Genomic DNA, 25,033 nt, shown 5'->3' with positions numbered 1-25,033 from the left:
CACCAATTTTAACGTTCCCAATGCTTAGTAATTGTTTTTGTTACGTGTGTATCGGACAACTTTTGTATAGTCGTCGATCAGCACGTATAACGTATTCGGTTCTGTTTTTAATGGATGCCCATACACACCCGATTCGTAACGACTACGTACGTTATGGTTCGGTTGAGTTGGGGAAATCTCTTCAATACCGGTGACTGTGAATTTATAATCTTTGATATTTGTCACATAAACTGAAGGAGGTTCTAAGTGATTCATCGTATCCAAAGAATCAAGGGTTAGAATACTTTGGCCAGAAAATTTAGAAACAATATTTTCGATAATGTTCAGCATCGGCATTTGATGGAGATAGTGGTCAAATTGGTCATAAATGACGGTGTTTCCCAACATCAGTTCCACAAAGCTGATCGACATCGATAAAACATGTGTCAAACCAGATGGAAGTTCGTTCGCTGGAACATTTACGATACCTAAATCTGTTCGTTTGGAAACCACAAGGTCGTATTGCCATAAATTAGGCTCGATTTCAATGAAGGTATAGTCCACAGAATCAACCAATGGAAAAATACTTTTGATCGTGTTATTCAATACGGGTAAAGAACTTAGAATAAACTGTTTCAACTCAATATCTGCACGTCCACCGAAAACTGAAATATTGGAATTCCAGACAAAGTTATGGAAGTCTAATTGCATATAATGGTTTGGAATTACAACACGCATATGCGCAATGTATTCAATGAAGTCAGAAAGTGTCGATTTAAAGACAATGTCTTTGTGTTCGTAGCAAATATAATTAAGAATGGATAACATTGTGTATTCACCAAATGATTTTTTGTGGAAAACATTGATGGTATCAATATCGCGGACTAAGACCATACTGCGGCCAAAAACAACACCGGCGCAATCAGCTTTATAGATAATATTTTCTTTATTGTTGACACGTTTCATGAGCGACTCTTGAATGAGATTATGACTGTTGTCAAATTGTACTGTATATACAAATATTTGGTTTTTAATTGAGACTTCGAAGGCTAAGACCATGTCTTCACATGCTAGTTTTCGATAGTGTTTTGCAACTTCTCGTTTTAAGTCAAATGGATCTACTTTGGGTGTATGTCGGAAGTGTGTGCGGGTCCGGTAAATATCATTGACACGATATCCATCGGTGAGCCGTCTTAGAAATCCAAAAGCTAAAAGAAACGACGTCTTACCACTTGAATTTTCTCCAAATACACTGACTTGTTGTTTGAATGATCCGCGCTTGTTTTTCAAAGAAACGGTCGTTTCATCGAAACAACGAAAGTTTTTTAAATAAACAGAACCAAACATTTCATCACCTCACATACGAGTATGATACCAATTCTCAAAAGAAAACGCACGACATTTATCATGTCTATGCGTCTAAATCATATTCAAGCTGTTTATCTAAGTCTGGAGGCACTGGTGCGAATCGGTGCATGATTGGAACCAATACTGCAGCAACAATTCCAACAGAAAATCCTGTGTTATAAAGATTCATACCTGCGTGCATCTGTCCTGAGTTTAAGGCCACCGAGGAATTGATGTAACTTGCAAGGATTCCCCAACCCCAACCAAAATGTCCAGCAATCGGTGCAAGCGCTGTTCCGAACAATGCGGCAAAGACAATCGTTGGTGTATCTAATGTCCAGTTTTGGGTCAAACTTCCCAACACAACGCCAACTAAAATAGGCCAAATATTACGGGCGTGTTTCCCCAACCCGGAAAATCCGACAACGGTAAGAATCGCACCAATATAAGGACCGTTCAAACCTGCTTTGGCTATAAATAGGACATAGCCCATCACGATAAAACCGTTAATAGCCATATTAATGAGAACTGTGGAAAGGCCATACATTTTAAGGTAGTCATGGTCTAGATAACCAGGTTCCTTCAGTAGTTGACGATAGTTTTTAAATGAAAAACCATCAAGATAAAATCCATACATAAACATCGCTAGTAATAGTACTGAGAGTGATAATGCGTAAGGCAACGTATTACCGGTATCAAGAATTAAACGCTTTACCGGCTCATAACCATACGACTTCATAATGGATACATATAAAGTAGCTAATATTCCAATCGAAAATCCTGTGTTATAAAGGTTGAATCCTTCATGAACCTTAAATAAATGACGTGATACCGGTTTAATAATAAAACCAGCGGAGATACCAACAATCATACTCAGTGATAAGCGCATCGATAAGGGGGCAGGAATATAAAACAACAATTCTGTAACAATCGGTGCAAAGCTCGTAGCCAGTAGCGAAATGTGGACAATGTCACAATAGCGCTCTTTTGTTATCTTAGAATAAAGGTAGGTACCAAGCAAAATCGGTAAGACATTGAAGATGTTTTTTCCAAAAAAGGCAAAACTTCCCATTAAGTAGACTGAAGCAATCGCTGTACCATTAATTTCTGCTCCGGAGTATTGAATCATCCAAACCGCAAGCAACGATATCAACCCTACATTCAGCAAACTGGCTCCTAACCCTCCAATGGCTATGTAATCTGTGATAAGAATGTCTTGTGCTTGAATAATTGCGATAATACCATTAAAAAGCTCCGTAGGCGAAGCTATCAAAACCGCAAGTACTATCGGTAAAATACTTGAGAATAATAAGAAATTTAGAGTATGGCGTTTCATAAATCACTTCCTTTTCTATATTCTACATAATATTGCAATGCGCTTACAATTCATAAACCCTAAAAAAACAATCGATACAGTAAAAATTACAGAAAAAAACCAGAATGCTGGTTAGCGTTCTGATTTAGTGTGTGTTATTCTTCGTGTTTTTCATCACCATCATCAATGAGTGAGCGAATATCAAGCATTTTTTGATCTGTTTCGGCAATCGTATTGGCACAGTCCATTAATGCTTCAGCAACACTCTCTAAATGCTTGTGTGATTTTTTGTAGCGAATCTCATGTTCAAGACTTGCCCAAAAATCCATCGCAATCGTGCGGATTTGGATTTCGACGCGGACATATTCTTTCCCTGATGAGAGAAAGACCGGTACTTCAACGATCATGTGTAAGCTGCGGTATCCATTGTCTTTAGGATGGGTGATGTAGTCTTTGACTTCAATAATTCGGATATCGTCTTGCTTCTTAATCATTTCAGTAAGTGCAAAAATATCATCGATGTAAGAACAGATAACACGAACGCCAGCAACGTCGTTGAGGTTCTCACGAACCGAATCGACATTCACAGGTTTTTCGATGCGGATAAGTTTGTCAACAATACTTTGTGGACGCTTAACGCGTGACTTTATGGAAGAGATGGGATTGCGTTGTGATACAAATCCTAATTCTTTATCTAAAATATTTAATTTTGTTGTGATTTCGTCAACGGCACACTCGTACAGCAACATCATCTCACGAAAGCGTTTGGCTTGTTGAAGAAAAAGTGACGGGATATTAAAACGTTGGTCACGGTTAATTATGATTTCTTGTAAAGTCTGTTGTGTCATAGTAAAACTCCTTATACCAATATTGTACCAAATAGGTATAAATAAAAAAGGGCGTTCGCCCTTATTTTACAATAACTTCATATTCTGGTTCGTAACCATCTGCACGCATTTTGATGTTAACTTCTTTATCATTAAAGAACCACTCATCAAATTGTTCGACGTAGAAATTTACGCCCTCTTCCGTGATAAGCATAAGTGGGTTGGTAGGCTCCTCTTTAGCAATCGCGAATGAAAATCCACCATGTGGACCATATACTTTACCGAAGAATTTGATGCTATCACCAGGAACTAATCCCATTTCTTCGATATACCATTTTGCGGCCTCGTTTGTAATTGTTAGTTTCATATCAATCTCTCCTAATTTCTAATATCATCATAGCATATTAATCAATGATACGGGTTTAAAGTGCACAGGAGGTACACTAACGATACGATTGCATAATTCCTTTAAAAAGACTTGCAGTTGAAGGTGGTGTGTAGGTAATCGCGTTGGCACCGGCTTCAATTGTTTCTTGAATAGATTCTTCGGTTGGACCACCCGTTGCAATAATCGGAACATCCGGATAGGATTCGCGAATATGACGGACAATTTCTGGGGTCTTAGCGGCAGCAGACACATTTAAGATTGCTGCACCAGCATTTATACGTGCTGAGATATCTGTATCAATATCGGTGATCGTGATAATGATGGGAATCTCAAGACTCTGTTTTGCAAGACGGATAATTGTATTTGAGGTCGGTGCATTCACGACAACACCATGTGCGCCTTGACGCTCTGCATCCATAGCGAGTCCAATGACTCGAGGTCCACGCGTGGTACCACCACCAACACCAGAGAAGACCGGTTTGTCAGACGAAGCAACAATCGCATCCGTAATAATTGGTTGCGGTGTAAACGGATAAACTGCCATGACCGCATCAGCATTGCAATTTCGGATAATTGCAATGTCTGTTGTAAAGACAAGTGACTTAATGACACGGCCGAACACACGAATGCCGCTTGCCGTATCGATAATATCAGGAACACGTAGGATGTGTTTTCTTAGGTTACCACTATATTCTGGAATATTTTTCATTATAGACTCCACTTCTAAATAAGACGTTTTTCGAAACCACCATCAACCTTAAGGTTTTTGGTTACAATAACAAATGCACTCGGATCATGGTGACGAATTAAGCGTTTAACATCACTCAATTCGGATTGCGCAACAATTGTAACAAAGACATCCATACTTGTTCCTGTATAGGCTCCAAAACCTTCCCAGTGTGTAACACCACGGTGAATCTCGGAGATAACATGTGCTTTAATATCTTTGTTTTTTGTAAAGACCATGACACTGGCTTCCAAGTTATGTTCATGGAAACGATCAAGTCCCCACGAAAACACAAAGGAATATACCAACGAATAAATTGCAGTCTGAACATCGTAAACAATGAGACAGATTAAGTATATGATACTATTAATAATTAAGTAGATTTTACCAAGACTTCCCTTTCTCTTCTGGGAATAGTAGAATCCGATAACATCTAAACCACCACTAGATGCTTTTGCACGAAAGGCAAGAGACGCACCAAATGATCCTATAATTCCTGCTAATACAATCGCAATAAAGACATCCTCCACTAATGGCGATTTTGGTATGGGTATTAACGTCAGCGCTACAGTTTGTGTTATAATACTGAGTAAACTTAATTGAACGAATTTAGGGGATAAACGACTCCAAGCAAAGATAAAAATTGGAATGTTAAGACCCAAATTGATGAGGCCAAAGATATCAAATGACGGATGAATATTGAATGTATTCATAATCCCATCACGAAGCAACTGGGCTATACCTGTTATCCCACCATTATAAATGGAGGCAGGAATCAAAAATAAGTTAACGGACATTGCAAATAAACATGATCCTACAATGACATAGGAAATTCTCTTAATATTGTTCATGTCCTTATTATAGCAATCAAACCGACGAATGTCTTTATGCGAGGTTAAAAATGACATATCAAATTCGAAAAGCAACCGACACGGATCGCAAAGCGATTATGGAAATGTATCGAAATGCTTCAGCGATGCTGAAGGAAGCGGGTATTGATCAGTGGCAAGATGGGTATCCTAATATAGAAACACTGACACAGGATATTGATGCAGGAACATCATTTGTTTATGTTGAGGATGGGACTGTTCTGGCAAGCGGTATGGTCTCCACAATGGGAGAGTCGACCTATGCAACAATTAATGGTGCTTGGGGTTATGATGCACCGTATGCGGTCATCCACCGGTTTGTCGTTGCTTCACGACATCAACGCGGTGGACTTGGAAGTCAATTTCTCCAAGCGATAGAAACAGAAATTGGAATTCCGTATTATCGGATTGATACACACGTTCAAAATATAAAGATGCGTAGATTCTTAGAACGTAACGGTTATATCGAACGTGGGGAAATAACCCTTTTAAATGGCAGTAAACGCATCGCATACGACAAGTTAATCGTGAAATGATGTCACTGCATTAAAAATAGTGTAAAATATACAATGGAAATACAAGGAAAGAGGCGCTTATGGTACTATTCAACAATCAAGCAGCATCTGTAAAACATCGCTTTACGATGTCCATCATTGCTGGTGTGATTTCGGCAGTGCTTTTAGGGGTGGTTAGTGGTTACTTCAGACAATATGTCTTTAACCATGCGATCGTTCTTACAGGTGTGGGCTTACTCATCGCAATGCTAATCAATCGCGTTGGGCGAGGCATTCAATTAAAATTCGCAATTGTAGCGGTATTATCAACATTACTTGCAATTATCCTTTCTGATATTATTTCAGAGTTTGGAATTTTGGGACTCATCAACATGGAATCCATCCGTTTAACATTTAGTTCAATGTTAAAGGAAAGTATTTCATCAGTTTTATGGTTTTTATACCGTGCGCTGGCACTGTATGTAGCTTATATATATTCGAGGGTTGTTTAATGGGATTTAGAGAAACATGGGCAGAAATAGATTTGGATAAACTGGAACGTAATTATAAACGCATCCAAGCTTATACAAATACAGAAGTGTTTGGTGTAGTGAAGGCTAATGCATACGGTCACGGTGATATTGTTATTGCGCGCGAACTGGAAGCTTTGGGAGCACCTTTTTTGTGCGTATCCTCCTTTGATGAAGCACTTCGACTCCAAGAAGCGGGAATTACCCAAGATATCCTTATCTTTAGCTATGTTTCTGCGGCGGTGATTCAGAAACATCATCATCCGCAATTTGTGTATACTGTTCCATCTGAAGCATGGTATGCATCAATCCAAGCATTAAATATGCAACTTCGATTACATATCGAAGTAAACACTGGGATGAACCGCTATGGTATTAAGGATGCAGCAATCATTCGAGATATCGTTGCAAACCATGACGTTGAAGGAATTTATATGCATTTTCAAAGTCCTGAAAATCTTGAAATAGGGCACCGTCAGCTACAAACTTTTGAAACGATTGTGACTTCTTTAGAGAAAGCAGTAAAATGGATTCATGTAGGCAATGCGCCAACTGCGCTGATTGCAGATAAAGCATGGATTAATGGATCACGATTGGGGATTGCGTTGTATGGATATCGCGTTGATATGCCTGATTTGGAACCTATCCTTACACTCAATGCATCCGTAACTCATTTGGATCATATCCAAGCAGGGGAAACGGTGGGGTATGACTATACCTACACTGCAACAGTGGACGAGATGTTCGCAACGATGCCTATTGGGTATGCGGATGGCTTTGATGTTCGCAATCATAGCGTTCCTGTTTCAATCAACAATCACACGTATCCAATCATTGGTAAAGTGTGCATGGATCAGACAATGATTCGCGTCGATGAATCGGTAAAGTTTGGGGATACTATTCAGTTACTTGGTCCCAACCGAACTGCAAAGATGATTCATGAAGCGACAGGGATTATGCCGTACATTCAACTTTCAACATTAAGTGATCGGATTGAACGGCGCTATCTTCGTAATCAACACGTTGTCTTCGTAAACGTGCGTTAATCAAGTGTTTATAGGCTAACTCAGGTTTGACTACAAACACTTTTTTCAAAAAAAAACAACAATAGGGGGCTTGTGATGAAAAAACGAATTAAATTTATATCATTTTATTTGATTGGATTTTATGTTGGGGCAATGATACTCGCAGCATTGTTACCATATAATCCAGAAATGAATGCACTTCTAGGTACAATAGTGGCAGGGGCGATTCTTTTGGTCTTTGTTGGCTACGAGATGGTGCTGCGACTTTTCTACGATCCACTGATACTTCCAACCTATGAACATATTGAAGATGGATCAAACTTTAGTTTGGGTCGTGCTGCTCTCACAATCTTACAACTATTCCTTTTTGAGATGGTACTCAGTACCATGTTTGTAACGATATCAATGGCAGCTGGTGGAACTGAAAATATCGGCGTGTATTCGCAAATTGTGATGGGTTTAATCAGCATATACTATTTGGTGTACAAGATGCGGGTGGTTATTTATGAATCATGGCAAAACTTTAAAAATAGTGATAAGAAATACCGATATGTTTTCATGGGCCTAGGGCTTGTATATCTGGGTAATGTTGTGACCGCAATGATTACCCAAACAATGGGCGTTACAGAATCAACAGTCAACCAACAAATGGTTGAAACAATCATCCGTTCTGTTCCTATCTATGGTTTCTTCATGGTTGTGCTTCAAGCACCAATCGTTGAAGAGATTACATATCGTGGTATTTATTTCCGCCAAATATATGGTAAACATAAAATTCTTGCCTATATTGTTACCGGTGTTATCTTTGGTTTACTACACATAATCCCAGGACTTCTTGCTGGTGTAAAAGTTGAATGGATTATGTCGCTGAGTTATATATGGGCTGGACTGGTGATGGCATGGGTTTATGCTAAAACAGGCAGTATGGTTTATAGTATTCTGCTTCACGCATTGATGAATGGTATTTCATTCTTTGTGTTGATTGCAATGTAGATAAGAGGGTTTAAATATGGATCGCGTTACTTTTTATAATTATATGTCGACGGCAGGATATTTAGTTTTCATGGCATGTATTGCTGTCATGATATCCGCATACGGTGATCGTCTTAAAGGCAAGGACGAAAAAGATGAAGCGTTATTAAAACGCTCAAAAATCAAATTTATCGTTGCGCCCATCGTAATGATTGGATATGTCGTTTTATTGTTTGCAATTTTTGCATAAAAAAAGCTTGCCTCATCATTGAAGCAAGCTTTTTTTTATTCGTTGGAAATGGCTTCCGTATTTTGAACATCCACATTTGAAATGTCATCAAAGCGTTTGGTGATTTTCTCGGTGGTAATATCGAGTTGTTTAAAATCAGAATGGAGTGTGTCCATATGTCGTGATAAATTGTTCCAACGGTTCCGATAGCGGTCGAATTCAACGGATAATTTGCGCAAGTGGTCGTGGATTTCAGCTGCATACTTCTCACGTTCAAGATTAATGAGAATTGTTTGAATGGTGGTCAAGGTGCTCATCAGTGTTGTTGGTGAAGCAAGCCAAACCCGTCGTTTTTGAGAGTAGTCAATAATATCTTCGTGATATGCATTGATGGTCGCAAAGATTGCTTCTGCCGGAACGAACATAATAGCTTGGTTGGAGGTTTCGTTTGGGATGATATATTTATTGGCAATTGCATCAATATGTGCCTTCACATCACTCACAAATGTTTTGGTGGCAAGTGTGCGAGCCTCGGGGCTGATGTTTACGTCGACCATCCGACGGTAGTTTTCTAACGGAAATTTTGAATCAATTGCAAGTGTTCCTAAAGGTTCAGGTGCAAACAAGACAGCATCAGATCGTGAACCTGTAGAGAACGTATACTGAAGTTGGTAAATTTTGTCGTTTTTCTCCCCAAAGATTGACGCGAGAATGTGGGCAAGTTGCACTTCGCCAAAAGCACCGCGTGTCTTTTTATCAGTAAGGACATTTTGTAACGAGACAATTTCAAATGAAAGAGCATCGATTTTCTTTTGTGCCTCATCAATTTTGCTAAGTCGCTCAACAATGTTAGTGAAGGTTTGATTGGTCTTCTTAAATCCTTCTTCAAGACTTTCAGACATGCGCCGATCCATGAGCATCAATCGTTTTTCAACAGACTCTTGGAGCTTATCGAATTGAGTTCCCATGGTTGCTGAGGTGCGGTCATGAAATTGTATTAAACTTGAAGTGATTGTCCGCTCAAACTCTACATTTCTCTGATTCAAATCATTTATCTTTGTGTCCAAACGATCCGTTAAATTATTGAAATTACGATTGAGAAGATCCTGTTGGTTCTGTGTATTATCAGTTTTAATATAACTACGGATTAGGAGTAACAGAATTCCCAATGCAATTAGAATGAGTAATACAAGTTCAAGTGTAAGTGTCATGGTTTCACATCCTTTTTGTAATTGTATCATAGAAGATGCGGTATAATTAAAAGTAGAGGTGATAAACATGACAAAAATTGGAATTGCATTATCGGGGGGCGGTATTCGTGCATTCTCTCAACTTCCGATATTAGCAGCCTTACATCGTGAAGGGGTTGAAATCGATGCGATAGCAGGAACTTCAATGGGTTCTGTTATTGCGGCATTGTATGCCAGTGGTGTAGACATTGAAACAGTTAAAGATGTGGCTTTAGAATTAGAGAAGGAAATTCAAGACAAGAAGATTATGAGTCGTCCATCGATGAAGCTACTGCCATTTTCAAAAGATAAACTGGTAGGTGGTCTTGTCGACGGTCAAGACTTAGAAGATGTGCTGGATGTCTACCTAAAGAAACTTGGACTCAATATGATTCAAGATGCGAAAATTCCACTTGCAATTAACGCTGTTGATATTATCACTGGGCGAACGATTATGTTTGTGTCTCATCCGGAGCTTTATCAAAATTCCGATCCCGAAACGCTTGTAATTGATAACATCAAGCTTTCAACGGCCGTACGAGCATCGTGTTCGTTCCCGTTCGTCATTGCGGCAACGCCTTTTGAAGAAATGATGCTTGTCGATGGTGGCGTTCGTCAGAATTTACCCCTTGTTCCGATTAAGGACTACGGTGTTGATCGAACTATAGCGATTACAATGCACTCGAATGAACCCTTCAAAGATTTCGATTCAATGATTGGATTAGGAACTCGTGTCATGGATATTATGCGGATTGAAGCAGATCAATTAGTACAAAAACAAGCCGATGTACATATCAATATTCCCCTTGATAAAGTCGGTATCTTTGAGATTGGTCGTGGGCAATTTACAATGATTCAAGGGGCCCGCGTGATACGATATCACATGGACGATATTCGCAAACTCACGAAGAAAGAATCGTGGTTTGATCGTTTGAAAAGGAGATGATGTATCATGCTTTATCAAACTTTAAATAATGGGGTTTCTATTCCGGTTCTTGGTTTAGGAACGTATAAATTAACTGGTGAAGATGGGTTAGTCGCAATTATGCATGCCATTCAGACGGGTTATCGCCATATCGACACAGCATCTTATTATGATAATGAAGCCATAATTGGAACAGCAGTTAAAAATAGTGGTATCCCGCGCTCAGAGTTCTTCTTGACCTCCAAAGTGTGGGAAACAGATCAGGGTTACGATGCAACACTGCAAGCGTTTGAACGAACGCTTGAAAATCTGCAAACGAATTATCTTGATTTGTATCTGATTCATTGGCCTCATGCACTCTCGAAGTCAACATGGCGTGCATTGGAGTATTTATACGAACAAGATAAGGTCAAGGCGATTGGTGTTTCTAATTTTAGTAATAACCAACTTGAAGTTTTAATGGAAGATGCGGTTGTTGCGCCGATGGTCAACCAGTTGGAACGGCATCCGTATATGATTCAAGCTGAAGCGTATGCTTATAATCATGACCATGGCATTGTCATGGAAGCATGGCGCCCTTTGTTGCGTGGTGCGTTGGAGGAAGAACCGATTCTTGTTGCGTTATCACAGAAGTATGGAAAGTCAGTGTCGCAAATCGTGTTGCGTTGGCAAATTCAAACAGGATTTGTGGTCTTTCCGAAATCAGCAAACGTTCGTCGTCAAGCCGAAAATTTTGATGTCTTTGATTTTGAATTAGCGTCATCAGAGTGTGACGAAATCTCGTCGCTCCACAAAGAAAATTCACCAGCGAGTGACATAATCATTGCACGATAGGGATCATTGGATTCCTATCTTTTTTGTTCGGGATGCTGAAGAAAAAAATCAAATCGGCAATTCACTAATGCAAAAATTAATGGTTCATACATAGTGATGGATAAACTATCGCACCCATGCAGCAAATACTTTGTGAAGTTGAATAATTAATGGTTCGCACTTCAAAAGCATAAGAACGTATGATACAATCTACATATAGTGATAATCATTATCAATATCAATTGTGAGAGAAGGTAGATGTATGAATTATATTAAAGAATTTTGGGATACGATTACATGTGGAATACTCCTAGTACTAGGATTCGTAACCAACAGTCCTGTATTTTTTGTGTTGGCGATTGTAATCGGGGGATACAAACAAACACTAGAAGGGATTCAAGACACACTAGAAAATAAACATTTAAACGTTGAACTGTTGATGATTTTATCCGCATTAGGGGCATGCTTGATCGGTTATTACTCCGAAGGTGCGGTACTAATCTTTATCTTTGCTGTATCGGGTGCTCTTGAAGCAATGACATTGGATCAGAGCAAACGTGAAATCAATTCGTTGATGGCGATGCAACCAGAAACGGCGCAACAATTACTCAAAGATGGAAGTACGCGTACCGTTCAAGTAGAGACGCTTAAAATTGGCGATAAAGTCATTGTTGCTCGTGGCGCAGGTGTTCCGATTGATGGAAAAATTGTAAGCGGAGAAACCGCACTCGAAGAAGCGGCGATTACAGGAGAAGCAGTTCCTCGTGATAAAACAATTGGGGATCGTGTCTTCGGTGGAACATTGAATGTGTCGAATCCAATTACGATTGAAGTCGACGAAGAACCAGGGAATACAATGCTTCAGAAAATCGTTAAAATGGTTGATGATGCACAAAATTATCCGTCAAAAACAGCACGTTTCATTGATAAAATTGAAAGTTATTATGCTGCAGGGGTTTTAGTTGTTGTTGCATTGTTTATTGCGATTCCGACATTATTGATGAATGTGCCCTTTGAAGCTGCCTTCTACCGTGGCATGATTTTACTCGTCGTTGCTTCTCCATGTGCATTGATTGCCTCAGTCACACCAGCAACCCTTGCTGCAATCTCAAATGGTGCAAAACATGGTATTTTAGTTAAAGGAGGCATTCATTTCGAAAACCTCATGGATTTAAAAGCAATTGCTTTTGATAAGACTGGAACATTAACAGAAGGTGAAATGCGTGTCACTGATGTTCATTTAAACGATGAAATGTTACGTGGCATCATTGTTGCGTTAGAACGTCATTCCACACACCCGCTTGCACAAGCTATCGTCAAAGAAATGCATACGGGAGCTGTTGATGTACAAGATATTGAAGAACTTCCAGGTTTTGGAGTTCGTGGATCATATCAGGGCAAACAGTACAAAGTTGGCCGTAATGAATCGACAGAACCTCTTAATGAAACGATGACTGCTTTAGAAGCTGCTTGGATGGCGGAAGGGAAAACATTAGTCTATATTCAAGAAGGAACAACAATTGTTGGTATAATCGGATTAATAGATACTTTGCGTCCTGATGCAATCGCATTAATCTCTTGGCTGAACGCGCAAAATATTCAAACCGTCATGATTACCGGTGATAACCAAGAAACTGCAAACAAAATAGCAGAAGCGGTAGGAGTCCAACGCGTTATAGCGCGAACACTCCCAAACCAAAAAGCAGATATTATCAATGCTTTAATTGAAGAATATGGTGATGTTGCGATGGTTGGTGATGGGATTAACGATGCGCCAGCACTTGCGAATGCAACGATTGGAATTGCAATGGGCGGCGGAACTGATATAGCGATTGAGGCCGCAGATATCATTCTTGTTCACAATAACATTGAGAACATTCGCTACGCATATACCTTGTCACAACGACTCCGTCGTATTGTCATTCAAAATATTGTCTTCTCGTTTAGTGTGATATTGCTGCTTGTGTCAGCGAACTTTATGGGCGATATTTCATTGCCACTTGGCGTCGTCGGGCATGAAGGAAGCACAATCCTTGTTATCCTCAACAGCTTGCGTTTGTTGAAACCATTAGTGATGAAAGATACTGTAAAATAGTATCTTTTTTTGTAAAGGGTTGCACTTGTTACATTAGTTAAATATTTCACATACTATATAATATGGATACCACTCATGCACAAAAAATGACATAATATGATAAAAACCGATAAAACACCCTATATATATACCTATTTATCTCTTATGATTAATATCTCAAAGCACTTCAAAGCGGAATTTGAAGTCGTGATGAGGATAATGGAGGAAATAGAATATGGAAATTATGAAACAGGTCCTTTCGGATCAAGCATTTCTAGGGGCGATTTTTTCAACAATTTCAATTATCCTTTTAGGATACTACTTGAAAAAATCAAATAAAGTTACAGACCAAGCGTCTAAAGCATTAACAGCAGTCTTGTTAAATGTTGCGTTACCAGCGTTAGCATTCCAAGCGTTTATGACAGAAATTAAACCTGAGACATTTACAGTCGGACTCAACACATTTATCTTCGGCTTTGTCGCATACGTAATCTTAATTATCATCACATTTGGCTACATGTTCATCTATAAAGGGGACAAATTAGATGCCATTCGTGGAATCACAATTTTTGGATCAACAACATTCTTCGGAATTCCTATTATTTCAGCATTCTTAGGTACAGAAGGAACACTTTACGCAAACTTATTTAACATTGCTTACCGTGTCTTCTTATACTCATATGGATTTATTCTCTTCTCTGGATTAAAACTCGAAAAGAAAAACTTAAAACAAATCATCTTGAACCCAATCATTCTTGCAACATTTATTGGATTTGCAATTTGGATGTTCCAAGGTAGTTTACCTCAAGTAACAATTGGTACTGGTGATAAAGCATGGACTGGTGCATTCTTGCGTTTGGATAAAACACTACCATGGTTCATGAAATCTGTTGGATATTTAGCATCACTTTCATCACCATTAGCATGGTTGGCAATCGGGATGACACTTGCAAAAATTTCATTAAAAGATGCTGTGAAAGACAAAGCAGTTTGGATTTATTCAGCAGTAAAACTTGTTATAATCCCAGCTATCTTATTAGTTATGATGATCATCTTCAAAAAAATCGGATTCTTACCTTTAGACTCTGTCGCAATTACAGGAATTATCATTATGTTAGCAACACCACCAGCAACTGTTTGTGTTAGCTACGCAATCAACTTTGATAAAGAAGCACTCTTCGCATCCAATGCATCACTCGTTGCTACCGTCTTATCAATCGTTGCTATTATTGTTTGGTTAATTATCTTAACAGCTCTTGGTACAGCAGGTATTATTTAATTTTGAAAGGATAAAATTATGAAACTCTTATGTTATGGGGTACGCCCAGTAGAAAAACCATTCTTTGAATCATTGAATGAAAAATTTGGTTATGACTTAGTTCTAACTGAAGCAATGTTAAACGATGAATCTGTTCACCTTGCAGAAGGTTGTGATGCAGTTATGCTTCGTGGAAATTGCCCAGGAAATCGTAAAAATTTAGAAATCTATAAAAATTATGGTGTTAAATATGTATTAACACGCACAGTTGGATACAACCATGTTGATTTAGAAGCAGCAAAAGAATTCGGATTGAAAGTTGCTTATGTACCTTTCTATTCACCCAATGCGATTGCTGAACTTGCATTAACCATGGCATTAACACTTGCACGTCATACATCTTATACAACAAATAACACGCAACAAGGAAATTTCAAAATCGACGACTTTATGTTTAGTAAAGAAATCCGTAAATCAACAGTCGGAATTATCGGTCTTGGTAAAATTGGATTTACAGCAGCAACAATCTTCAAAGGGGTTGGCGCAAACGTTATCGGATATGATGTTGTGGAAAAAGATTACTTAGGTGATACATGTACACAAGTAGACCTTGAAACACTTCTTAAAGAATCAGACATCATCTCAATGCATATGCCTTACTTTAAAGGTTCAAATGACGAATTCTTAAATGCAGACTTAATTTCTAAAATGAAAGACGGTGTTATTTTAATTAATACGTCACGGGGTGAACTCCAAGATATCGATGCAATTTTAGATGCTGTCGAATCAGGAAAAGTTCAAGCATTTGGTACAGATGTTCTCGCAAACGAAACAGCTTACTTTAATAAAGACTTACGTGGAACTGATGTTGATGCGTTGATGACACGTATCATGAACTTATACCCACGCGTACTAGTAACACCACATGTTGGATCATATACAGATGAAGCCGTCAGCAATATGGTTGAATACTCATATGAAAACCTACAAGAGTTCATCAATACAGGAACATCAAAAAACGAATTAGCATAATGAGAGAGCGCGAAAGTGCTCTTTTTTTATCGTATAAAAATTCATGTGAAATCTATGCGTAAAGCATAGAAATTAGGGAATAGATTGCCTACAATAGTTATATAAGGGGTGGTTACTATGATTAAGTCTATAGATTATGATACAAATTCAGCACTACTAAATGTCCTACTTGATGAACATAATGCCGCATTGTCCGTCTTTCCATCACAAAAATACGAAGCGCTCTCAAATGTCTATTCGATCGACAACGAATACATTGGTGGGATTACTGGAAAAATATTTTATCAGCGGCTTAAAATAAGCATGCTTGCAGTTAAGGAGGGCTACCGCGGCCAGGGAATCGGCTCAAAACTAATGAAATCGGCGATTGATTATGCGAAAGCCCATAACTGTAAATCGATTACGGTCTCAACACTGAATTTTCAAGGGCCTGAATTCTACGAGAAACTAGGGTTTACACAGTATGCGGTCCTCGAAAATGTTCCGGCCGTCGGAATCACAACGCACTTTTACATTTTATATCTCGATTAAACTGCTTCGGCAGTTTTTTCAATCATTCGCAAAGGTTCACTTGACAATCAATAGTTGTGTTCATATACTGTAAATGTATTAATTAGCCGAATTTAATACCCGAAATATGGTCGGGTAGTCTCTACCGATACACCGTAAATGTATCGACAATCGTGGTGAAAACTCTCAAGATCGTTTTCTCCCGATCTTTTTTATTTGGTTTTTTAATCATTTGAGACGAAAGGGAGCAAGAATAAATGGAAAAATTCTTTAAACTCAAAGAAAATAATACAACCGTAGGTACAGAAGTATTAGCAGGGATTACAACCTTCTTTACGATGGCCTACATTTTATTTGTAAACCCACAGATCTTATCCGAAGCTGGATTACCGATCAATGGTGTTTACATTGCAACAATCCTCGCAGCAATTACAGGGACCATGGTTATGGGGTTGTTTGCGAACGTGCCGTATGCACAAGCACCTGGTATGGGGCTTAACGCGTTCTTCACCTACACTGTTGTTATCATTGGGGGGTTTACACCTTATGAAGCATTAGCGCTTGTGTTTGTATGTGGTGTCATTAATATCTTGATTACTGTTACTCGCATTCGTAAACATATCATTAAAGCGATTCCAGAAACATTGCAACAAGCAATCGGAGCTGGTATTGGACTGTTCATTGCCTATATTGGTCTATTGAACATCAACTTTGTAAACTTTGGAGCAGGGGTTCCTGCATTATCGAATTTTAGTGACCCAAATATCTTGTTGGCATTAATTGGATTGGTCTTGATCCTTGTATTAATGCTTCGCAAAATAAAGGGAGCAATGCTTATCGGAATTGTACTTACAACATTAATTGGTATCCCAATGGGCGTTGTTAATCTTGGCGGTGCAGCACAGACTGCGAGTTTCGGAGAAATCTTTACAGAGTTTGGTAGCGTTTTTGGTAAAGCGTTGGGAAATGAAGGGATTGTCAGTCTCTTTACAAACCATAGCTTAATGACAGTATTCCCAATCGTATTTGCGTTTAGTTTAACGGATACTTTTGATACAATCGGTACTTTTATTGGTACAGGACGCCGTTCAGGCATCTTTACTGCTGAAGATGAACGTGCACTTGAAGAAGGGAAAGGTTTTTCTTCAAAAATGGACAAAGCGATGTTCGCAGATGCAATTGCTACATCAGTTGGGGCTATCTTTGGTACCTCCAATACGACAACTTTTGTAGAAAGTTCAGCTGGAATTGAAGCAGGTGGACGTACCGGGCTTACATCGGTCGTTACTGCAATTTGTTTTGGCCTCAGTATTTTCCTTGCACCTGTCGTCTCATTAATCCCTGCAGCGGCGACTGCGCCTGCATTGATTGTTGTTGGGATCCTCATGAGTGCTTCCTTTGGCGACGTTCAATGGAGTGACTTTGAAACTGCAGTACCTGCGTTCTTTACAGTCGTTATGACAGTACTTACATACAGTATTTCAAATGGTTTAGCCTTTGGATTTATGGCATATATCATTGTTGAAGTAGCGAAAGGTCGTGCCCGTAAAGTCCATCCAATTGTCTATATTTCAACCGCATTATTTATGATGAACTTTATCCTTGAGGCATTAAAATAAAATCCTATTACTTTTGTAGCTAACATGTCTTAACTCCTTATAAAAACATAAACCTCTAATGGTGCCACATTAGAGGTTTTTTCTTGCCAATGTGACCACAAAAAAAGAGTACCCGTAGATACTCTTTTATACGACTAGTATTTTCTGAAATGCGGGGTCATAAATGCACCTTTGAACATCAAAACACGGTCTTGGGGAACACGTGCGATCGCATGTGCCGAAGATTCGGCTTTCACGAAGAGAATATTCGCACAGTCACCAATTTTTGGCCAAACCCTTTCGCCAGAAGGTGTGAGCGGGGTCTTCCCTCTGGTCACAAGTCCTAATGATTGTGATAGTGCTATTTCATCAGTCAAATTGAAACGTTCAGCTGCACGACTTGCACGTTGGATGAGATCACCTGTCCCAAAAGGGCTCCAATGATCATTGATATTATCATTAATGACATGAACGCGGACGCCAGCGTCTTGAAGTGTTGGAATATGTGGTGCAGGCGTATCAATCGGAACTGTAGTGTTAATTGCGATGTCGAATGTAGCGAGCCGTTGGGCAATCTTCGCAACCACGTCTAAAGAAACATCACCTAAGGCATAAGCATGACTAATTTGGACATGGCCTTTTAATCCATACTTTTCAGTATAATCAACAATTCTCTCAATCTCGAAGATCCCGAGGGTACCGTGGTCATGAAGGTGAATGTCAATCTCTTTGTGATATGTTTGCGCAAGCTCAAACAATACCGTTAAAGATGCGTCTATATTACGATCAATTGTGGCAGGGTCGAGACCACCGATTACATGAACACCGGGTTGTTGCATGGCTTGTGTTAACCATTTGTCATTTTCAGTTGCAAGTGTGCCGTGTTGTGGGAAAGCGACAAGTTCAAAGTCCATGCGATGTGCATTACTTTCTAACACGTCACGGATGCACTGCAGGTTTTGCAGTCCAATGACTGGATCAACATTAACATGTACTCTTAAAAAAGTAGCGCCATAACTACCCACAAGATCAATCAATGCTTGCGCACGTTGTGGTGTCTTCACTAAAAACGATTCTAAAAATCCCTCTTCTTCATGAATTCGATCTGCCACAGTCTGCATCGGCACCACAGCTTGCCAAGGACCACCCAGATGGCCTTTATCTAAATGAATGTGATTGTCAACAAGACTGGGAATTGCGAGATACCCTTGGGCATCAAAAATATCTGTTGCATTATCTGGCAATGTATCAGAAATAGTAACGATTTTTCCGTGATCAATACCTAAGACACTAAGTTCTGTGTCAGTTTTATAGCCGAGAGAAGGATGCTCAACATATCCCTTCTCCAATAAAACATTTTTAATCCATAACATCGTATCACTCCATTCCTAACTTATTTATATCATGTCACTGAATGAAAAGCATTATCCGAAGTAGTAAAAAAAATTCACACTTTTGAATTTTTAATGACAAAATCACATTTTATGTCGAAAAATGCAACAACCCTATTATTTACCACAACATAGTGCAAATTGAACTGTGCTAAAATTAAAGTACGAGGTGAAAGTATGAAAAAAAATCCATTGTTTTTATTAAGCAATAAACGCCCAGTCGGGGTTTATTCAGCATGTACTGCGAGCGATCTTGTACTTGAAGCTACATTAGAATTCGCAAAAGAACACAACTCATCAGTAGTTATTGAAGCAACAGCGAACCAAGTTAACCAATTTGGTGGTTATACAGGAATGAAACCTGCAGATTATCGTGAATTTGTTTATGGTTTGGCTGACAAAGTAGGGTATGATAAGTCACGTATTATTTTAGGTGGAGACCACTTAGGTCCGCTTACATGGACAGATTTAAACGAAGACGAAGCTATGAAAAATGCTGTTGAACTTGTTTATGATTATGTACGTGCCGGTTTTACAAAAATCCATTTGGATACATCAATGCGTGTCGCTGATGACAGTACAACGGAGATGCTATCAAACGAAACGATTGCACGTCGTTCAGCAATCATGGCTAAAGCATCACTAGAAGCGTATGATGAACTCTTAAAAGAAAACCCAGACGCAATCTTCCCAGCATTCATAATTGGTAGTGAAGTTCCAATCCCAGGTGGTGCGCAAGAAAAAGAAGAAACATTAGCAGTTACAAGCCCAGAAGACTTTAAAGAAACATACCGTGTCTTTAAAGAAACATTCACAGAGTATGGTGTCGAAAAAGTTTTTGATGCTGTCATCGGTATTGTTGTTCAACCTGGTGTTGAATTTGGTGATGAAGACCTCTTCCAATACAACCGTGAAAATGCGAAAGTCTTAACCGCAACATTACGTGATGAGTTTGATAACTTTGTATTCGAAGGTCACTCAACCGATTACCAAACACCAGAACATTTACGTGAAATGGTTGAAGACGGAATCGCTATCCTCAAAGTAGGACCTGCATTGACCTTTGCGTTACGTGAAGCATTATTTGCCCTCTCACATATTGAAGATCAAATTACAACGGATCCTTCACACTTTATTGATGTTCTTGAAGAAACAATGTTAGCAAGTCCAGGAAACTGGCAAAAACATTACCACGGAACGGATGCAGAACTTGCAATCAAACGTAAATATAGCTACTCCGACCGTGCACGTTACTACTTGCCAACACCTGAAGTGCAAGCTGCTATCAGTAAACTTGTTGCTAATTTAGAAGCAACACCGATTCCAATGACATTACTATCACAATATATGCCTTACCAATACCGCCGTATCAAAGATGGCAAAGTATCCAATGATCCATTGTCATTGATCAAAGACTACGTCAAACTTTACTTAGATGACTATCAGTTCGCAACGCATGTTGATGAATTAGAAGCAAAATAGATTCTCTAAGTCACAAAGACTTCCGCAAGGGAGTCTTTTTTTATGTGCAAAGTCTGGTTTCGGTTCCGTTTATAAACTTTTCGTTTGAATTATTTGGAAAATAATGATTTGCGCTTACATCGCAAAAATGTTGGTATTTATTACATATTAATGTTGTTTTGTGACATTTCATACATAAAATCTCTCAAATTGATATTATTTGCGTGCAATCGAAATTAAAAACAAAAGGTTTATATATTAACGAAATATAAACAAGAGCAATCGGAAGGGAACGGAAAGCAACATGAAAAAAAATAAAACGGTAATAACATTTATCATAGCACTAATGATTATGGTCGGAAATATAAGCACAATCAGTGCAGATGCCTATGAGAAATTCTCAATTAATCCTATTATTCCTAATAATCAAATAAATCAAAATGTTGGCTACTACGACCTTAAACTCGAACCAAACATGAAACAGACACTTGAACTCGAAGTCATCAACCAAGGGAACGAAACAATGGTTGCGACAGTGCTACTTGCAGATGCGACTACAAACAATAATGCATCAAAACAATTTAGTACTATCAAGGAACCGGATACCTCACTGACAACACCGCTCACAAGCTTTACGAAAGTACGCGAAGAGTCAGTCGAAGTTGCTCCAAACGCAACGGAAATTGTACACATTGAGATAGATACAGACGGTGTTGACTTCGATGGTATTCGGTTAGGTGGGATTACGATTATTGCAGATACAGATGCTAATAAGGAACAAACAGGATCTCAAGGTGTAACATTAAATAACCGTGTTGCTTATACATTGGGTGTTCAGACACGGATGCATGATAATGTTGAGAACAGCAATCTAAATTATATTAAAACAGAAATTGAAGTTATTGATCTTAATGCACGGTTTGTCTCAGTTATCCAAAACGATCAACCGATTTTGATGAACGGTATTACCTTGAATGGAACGATTCGTGATACAAAAACAGGTAAAGTGGTAGCAAGCGTGATTAAGCAAAATGGTTCAATATCACCCAATACCAACTTCAAAGTTGTATACGCCAGTGAGCAACAAACAATCGAGCCTGGAACCTATGCAATGGACTTGGAAATTAATCATGAAACCTCCAGTTGGCGCTTCAGTGATACGATTGAGGTGTCGGAGGAGACATCGACCAATACAAACCATGAGGTCATTAACTTTAACCAAAATTCAAATATGCTTACATGGATGCTACTAAGTATTATGGGAATCATGTTATTTATCATTATTCTATTAGTATGGAAGCGACGTAAGGATAAAAACAATCATATATAAAAAGGAGATATATATAATGAGAACATCACTAAAAAAAGTAACCTTATTTGTATTAAGCACAGCATTAGTAGTGTCAGTTATGTTTATGGGTGGTACTACAACTTCAATCAATGCTGAAGAAACCAAAAAATATACAACAACAGTTAACAGTGGTGATGTTCTGACAGAGAATGTAACACAAAGTGACGTGAATGAAAAAGAATCGAATATAACTGAAGAAGAGTTGAAAAAAAATCTCGAAGATAAAACAACAAAAATCGAGACATCTGAAGCGGAAGCGCCTAACGAAGAATCAGTACTCATTGAAGATTCAGAAGTGACTCCAGAAACACGAGTTCTTAAAGAAAATGAAGTAATTGTGAGCTCATATGATGAATTTCATGCTTATGTAACGAACCTCGGACAGGGTAAATATGATACGTACTACATGAGTTCTGATTTTGAAATCACGAAAGCGTTAACGGTACCATCAGGATATAGTTTTATTCTTGATGGTAAAGATCCAGTAACAAATGAAAATCACTCTTTAACGGCACCTACTAACGACGACTTTTTTAATCTTTCGATTAAAGCACGAGATAATAAAGAAACAACGATGCATTTCAAGAATCTTACAATTTTATCAAGTGGCAAATATGGGCTTATGTACTCGTCTTATGAAAACACAACATTTATCTATGAAAATATTGATTTCTATGGCACAACGCTTGCACATAATACAAAAGGAACTAGCATCTTGCATAATGTTTCGGCAACGATGGCATCACGATATGGTCAAGAATTGATTCGGTCGAAAACTTTAGTTTTTAAAGGCGATATACTTATAAAAGGACTATCGAATAACAGTGGAACAACGTTTAATACCGCGGATTCGAATCTAATCTTTGAAGAATATTCGCAAACAACAATCCAGACAGATTACCGTGCTGTTTATGCAAATTCTATTGATATGAAACCCGGCTCAATTCTTAATATCGAAGTTATTGTTAATGAGGGGACGAGTGCATTGACGCTTGTAAGTACAAAGTCATTTATTATGGAAAAGGCAACACTAAACGTCCATATGATGTCTAATACAAGGACCTCTGCAATCATATCATCGGATGTCATTGCAATTAATCAATCAGAAGTAAACATAGAAGGTGGCAATACATGGCAAGCATTAACTGCTAAACAACAGCTAAAAATTGTAGGAGGGTCTCGAGTTAGCATAAACACCAAACTCCAAACGACTGCTTCAATTGACCAAACTGAACCTGCATCTGTCTACGAGACAGGTTTGATTATTGAAGATTCAACTGTGGTTATTAATACAGAATCGACAAGTGGCGATATATTAGCCGCAAAAAAAGATATCATAATCTCGAATTCAGAAATCGAGATGCATGCTGATAAAATCAGTCGAAATGCAATTTCGACTAATGGAAACTTATCCATCATCAACCAAAGTAAAATCATTGCAGATTCCGATAATCCTCGAATTGGAAGTGTTCTCGTTGGGAAAAAATTTAGGGTGAATGATTCAGATATTCTTGTGGATGCGGAAGGAAAAGTTCCAACATCATCACGCTATTATATGATTACCGCAAAGGATGTCGAGTTTATCAATGCTAGAGTTGCGTTGTACCTAAATGATATGGAATATGTCGGTATCTTTGATGTTGCGAACAGCATCACGATTACAGATGAAGGCATGAAACCAAGTTGGTTTGTGGCAGAAGCAAATCATAAAGTGGACTTCACTAATAAAGCAAAAACACCAATTATTGAAATCAACAGTCAACAAATCAACGTATGGAATGAAGTAAACGCCATGGGAACACCCGATTACAAAATTTACAATTCTGATAATCGGATGGGAACCTTAAAATTCAGTATAAATAAAGATGGTTCAATCAAAATATACGCAAATACATTTGAAAACGAGAATGGTCTAATGGACATTAAAGCTGGAACATTTACCGAACATGCAATCTACGCGATAGGACATATCGCGTTTAGCAATCAGGCTAACGATGATTTATCGGTCCTAGATATTAAAACAAATCCCAATGCGGAAATTGTTATGAACTACAATAAAACAGAACAACTACAGGGAACTGCAGATGATGATGGCCAATTTTTCAGTAAACTGGAGCACCCCCTAAGTGTCGATTACCATACAATCACAATTACCGATGGCCGTTTTCAAATAGTCGAAGTATTAGACTACACCATTTATGGAAGTGTCGACCTCGTAAACTATCCAAGTTCCATTCAATTCGGTAGCATTGACATTACAAATGCTGCAGGTACTCATCATCGCGATGAGGCAATGACACTTCGTGTTGAAGATACGCGTTATGAGCGAACAGGTTGGAAATTGGAAGTCAGAGCAAAACAAGAAATGACAGATACCGCAGGTCGGGGATCGACACTCAATAACAGTCTTATCTTCAAAAATAATTCAAGTCATAACGGCAACGCCATCACAAACAAGCCAATTGTTGTCTATGAAACACCAGAACATTATGATGCCGTAACAGAACTTCAATTTGATCAAGATCTTGGTGTCTTGCTTCTACTCACTGGAGCGAATGGAATTTACGGTAATACTGGTTATACAGCAGAGTTAGAATGGATTTTAACATTTAACTAGGCACAATCAGTTTGTGAAAAAAATGAGTTTCATTACAAATGCAACTACATTTGTGACAAAAACCACAAAAAA

At 38.6% G+C, this 25,033-nt stretch carries 23 protein-coding genes and 1 riboswitch; of the genes, 15 read left to right on the top strand and 8 right to left on the bottom strand.

Annotated features, from left to right (window positions below):
- Nucleotides 1–24: 24 nt before the first annotated feature.
- The 6 genes from GVV22_RS05305 to GVV22_RS05280 all read right to left on the bottom strand — a co-directional run bounded on the left by GVV22_RS05305 (nucleotide 25) and on the right by GVV22_RS05280 (nucleotide 5,434).
- Nucleotides 25–1,326, bottom strand: a complete 1,302-nt coding sequence (locus GVV22_RS05305) for an AAA family ATPase (RefSeq protein WP_159649093.1) — start codon at nucleotides 1,324–1,326, stop codon at nucleotides 25–27.
- 64 nt (nucleotides 1,327–1,390) lie between these two features.
- Nucleotides 1,391–2,662 carry a DUF1576 domain-containing protein gene (locus tag GVV22_RS05300; protein ID WP_159649092.1) on the bottom strand — a complete coding sequence of 424 codons (1,272 nt, stop codon included), beginning with the start codon at nucleotides 2,660–2,662 and terminating at the stop codon, nucleotides 1,391–1,393.
- Nucleotides 2,663–2,796: 134 nt separating this feature from the next.
- Entirely contained in the window at nucleotides 2,797–3,489 is a 693-nt protein-coding gene (locus GVV22_RS05295; protein ID WP_159649091.1) for a GTP pyrophosphokinase, read from the bottom strand.
- 61 nt (nucleotides 3,490–3,550) lie between these two features.
- Nucleotides 3,551–3,835, bottom strand: coding sequence for a HesB/YadR/YfhF family protein (locus GVV22_RS05290; protein WP_159634638.1), 285 nt, complete (start codon nucleotides 3,833–3,835; stop codon nucleotides 3,551–3,553).
- A 76-nt stretch (nucleotides 3,836–3,911) separates the two neighbouring features.
- Nucleotides 3,912–4,565, bottom strand: a complete 654-nt coding sequence (locus GVV22_RS05285) for a hydrolase (protein ID WP_159649090.1) — start codon at nucleotides 4,563–4,565, stop codon at nucleotides 3,912–3,914.
- A 14-nt stretch (nucleotides 4,566–4,579) separates the two neighbouring features.
- On the bottom strand, nucleotides 4,580–5,434 hold the full coding sequence (locus GVV22_RS05280) for a YitT family protein (RefSeq protein ID WP_159649089.1): 855 nt from the start codon (nucleotides 5,432–5,434) through the stop codon (nucleotides 4,580–4,582).
- A gap of 50 nt (nucleotides 5,435–5,484) precedes the next feature.
- Here GVV22_RS05280 and GVV22_RS05275 point away from each other — a divergent pair, with 50 nt between their 5' ends.
- The 5 genes from GVV22_RS05275 (at nucleotide 5,485) to GVV22_RS05255 (ending at nucleotide 8,723) form a co-directional block, all read left to right on the top strand.
- Nucleotides 5,485–5,988: a GNAT family N-acetyltransferase gene (locus GVV22_RS05275; RefSeq protein ID WP_159649088.1), complete on the top strand. Its 504-nt coding sequence runs from the start codon at nucleotides 5,485–5,487 to the stop codon at nucleotides 5,986–5,988.
- Nucleotides 5,989–6,047: 59 nt separating this feature from the next.
- Nucleotides 6,048–6,458, top strand: a complete 411-nt coding sequence (locus tag GVV22_RS05270) for a hypothetical protein (RefSeq protein WP_159649087.1) — start codon at nucleotides 6,048–6,050, stop codon at nucleotides 6,456–6,458.
- Nucleotides 6,458–7,522: an alanine racemase gene (alr, locus tag GVV22_RS05265; protein WP_159649086.1), complete on the top strand. Its 1,065-nt coding sequence runs from the start codon at nucleotides 6,458–6,460 to the stop codon at nucleotides 7,520–7,522. The genes GVV22_RS05270 and alr overlap by 1 nt, the downstream gene beginning before the upstream one ends.
- A 75-nt stretch (nucleotides 7,523–7,597) precedes the next feature.
- Nucleotides 7,598–8,494: a CPBP family intramembrane glutamic endopeptidase gene (locus tag GVV22_RS05260; RefSeq protein WP_159649085.1), complete on the top strand. Its 897-nt coding sequence runs from the start codon at nucleotides 7,598–7,600 to the stop codon at nucleotides 8,492–8,494.
- A gap of 16 nt (nucleotides 8,495–8,510) precedes the next feature.
- Complete coding sequence (locus GVV22_RS05255; RefSeq protein WP_159649084.1) at nucleotides 8,511–8,723, top strand: hypothetical protein; 213 nt, start codon at nucleotides 8,511–8,513, stop codon at nucleotides 8,721–8,723.
- A gap of 35 nt (nucleotides 8,724–8,758) precedes the next feature.
- On the opposite strand, the gene GVV22_RS05250 is transcribed toward GVV22_RS05255, so the two are convergent.
- Entirely contained in the window at nucleotides 8,759–9,913 is a 1,155-nt protein-coding gene (locus GVV22_RS05250; protein ID WP_159649083.1) for a DNA recombination protein RmuC, read from the bottom strand.
- A gap of 67 nt (nucleotides 9,914–9,980) precedes the next feature.
- Here GVV22_RS05250 and GVV22_RS05245 point away from each other — a divergent pair, with 67 nt between their 5' ends.
- From GVV22_RS05245 to GVV22_RS05215, 7 genes are all read left to right on the top strand, one after another.
- Nucleotides 9,981–10,877: a patatin-like phospholipase family protein gene (locus tag GVV22_RS05245; protein ID WP_159649082.1), complete on the top strand. Its 897-nt coding sequence runs from the start codon at nucleotides 9,981–9,983 to the stop codon at nucleotides 10,875–10,877.
- Nucleotides 10,878–10,883: 6 nt separating this feature from the next.
- A complete protein-coding gene (locus tag GVV22_RS05240) occupies nucleotides 10,884–11,690 on the top strand; it encodes an aldo/keto reductase (RefSeq protein ID WP_159649081.1) in 807 nt (268 codons plus the stop codon).
- A gap of 241 nt (nucleotides 11,691–11,931) precedes the next feature.
- Complete coding sequence (locus GVV22_RS05235) at nucleotides 11,932–13,764, top strand: heavy metal translocating P-type ATPase (protein WP_159649080.1); 1,833 nt, start codon at nucleotides 11,932–11,934, stop codon at nucleotides 13,762–13,764.
- 214 nt (nucleotides 13,765–13,978) lie between these two features.
- Nucleotides 13,979–15,022, top strand: a complete 1,044-nt coding sequence (locus tag GVV22_RS05230) for an AEC family transporter (RefSeq protein ID WP_159634610.1) — start codon at nucleotides 13,979–13,981, stop codon at nucleotides 15,020–15,022.
- 18 nt (nucleotides 15,023–15,040) lie between these two features.
- Nucleotides 15,041–16,033: a 2-hydroxyacid dehydrogenase gene (locus GVV22_RS05225; protein ID WP_159634607.1), complete on the top strand. Its 993-nt coding sequence runs from the start codon at nucleotides 15,041–15,043 to the stop codon at nucleotides 16,031–16,033.
- A gap of 117 nt (nucleotides 16,034–16,150) precedes the next feature.
- The gene (locus tag GVV22_RS05220) at nucleotides 16,151–16,564 is read left to right on the top strand and encodes a GNAT family N-acetyltransferase (RefSeq protein WP_159649079.1); all 414 of its coding nucleotides are present in this window, start codon (nucleotides 16,151–16,153) and stop codon (nucleotides 16,562–16,564) included.
- Nucleotides 16,565–16,632: 68 nt separating this feature from the next.
- Nucleotides 16,633–16,735: riboswitch (purine riboswitch) on the top strand.
- A 65-nt stretch (nucleotides 16,736–16,800) separates the two neighbouring features.
- Nucleotides 16,801–18,162 carry an NCS2 family permease gene (locus GVV22_RS05215; protein WP_159649078.1) on the top strand — a complete coding sequence of 454 codons (1,362 nt, stop codon included), beginning with the start codon at nucleotides 16,801–16,803 and terminating at the stop codon, nucleotides 18,160–18,162.
- 134 nt (nucleotides 18,163–18,296) lie between these two features.
- Here GVV22_RS05215 and GVV22_RS05210 read toward each other — a convergent pair whose 3' ends face one another.
- Nucleotides 18,297–19,514 (bottom strand): amidohydrolase, encoded by a 1,218-nt coding sequence (locus GVV22_RS05210; RefSeq protein ID WP_159649077.1) that lies wholly within the window; start codon nucleotides 19,512–19,514, stop codon nucleotides 18,297–18,299.
- Between the two features lie 195 nt (nucleotides 19,515–19,709).
- Between GVV22_RS05210 and GVV22_RS05205 the strand changes: the two genes are divergently transcribed.
- From GVV22_RS05205 to GVV22_RS05195, 3 genes are all read left to right on the top strand, one after another.
- Nucleotides 19,710–21,014 carry a class II D-tagatose-bisphosphate aldolase, non-catalytic subunit gene (locus tag GVV22_RS05205; RefSeq protein WP_159649076.1) on the top strand — a complete coding sequence of 435 codons (1,305 nt, stop codon included), beginning with the start codon at nucleotides 19,710–19,712 and terminating at the stop codon, nucleotides 21,012–21,014.
- A gap of 283 nt (nucleotides 21,015–21,297) precedes the next feature.
- Complete coding sequence (locus GVV22_RS05200; RefSeq protein WP_159649075.1) at nucleotides 21,298–22,323, top strand: DUF916 domain-containing protein; 1,026 nt, start codon at nucleotides 21,298–21,300, stop codon at nucleotides 22,321–22,323.
- Between the two features lie 16 nt (nucleotides 22,324–22,339).
- Nucleotides 22,340–24,961 carry a hypothetical protein gene (locus tag GVV22_RS05195; protein WP_159649074.1) on the top strand — a complete coding sequence of 874 codons (2,622 nt, stop codon included), beginning with the start codon at nucleotides 22,340–22,342 and terminating at the stop codon, nucleotides 24,959–24,961.
- The last annotated feature ends 72 nt before the right edge of the window (nucleotides 24,962–25,033 follow it).

The sequence above is a fragment of the Erysipelothrix aquatica genome, assembly GCF_009828825.1.
GTDB classification, from domain to species: Bacteria; Bacillota_I; Bacilli_A; order Erysipelotrichales; family Erysipelotrichaceae; genus Erysipelothrix; species Erysipelothrix aquatica_A.
The sequence above is the reverse complement of the archived record's forward strand: the minus strand, read 5'-3'. Positions and strand labels throughout refer to the sequence as shown.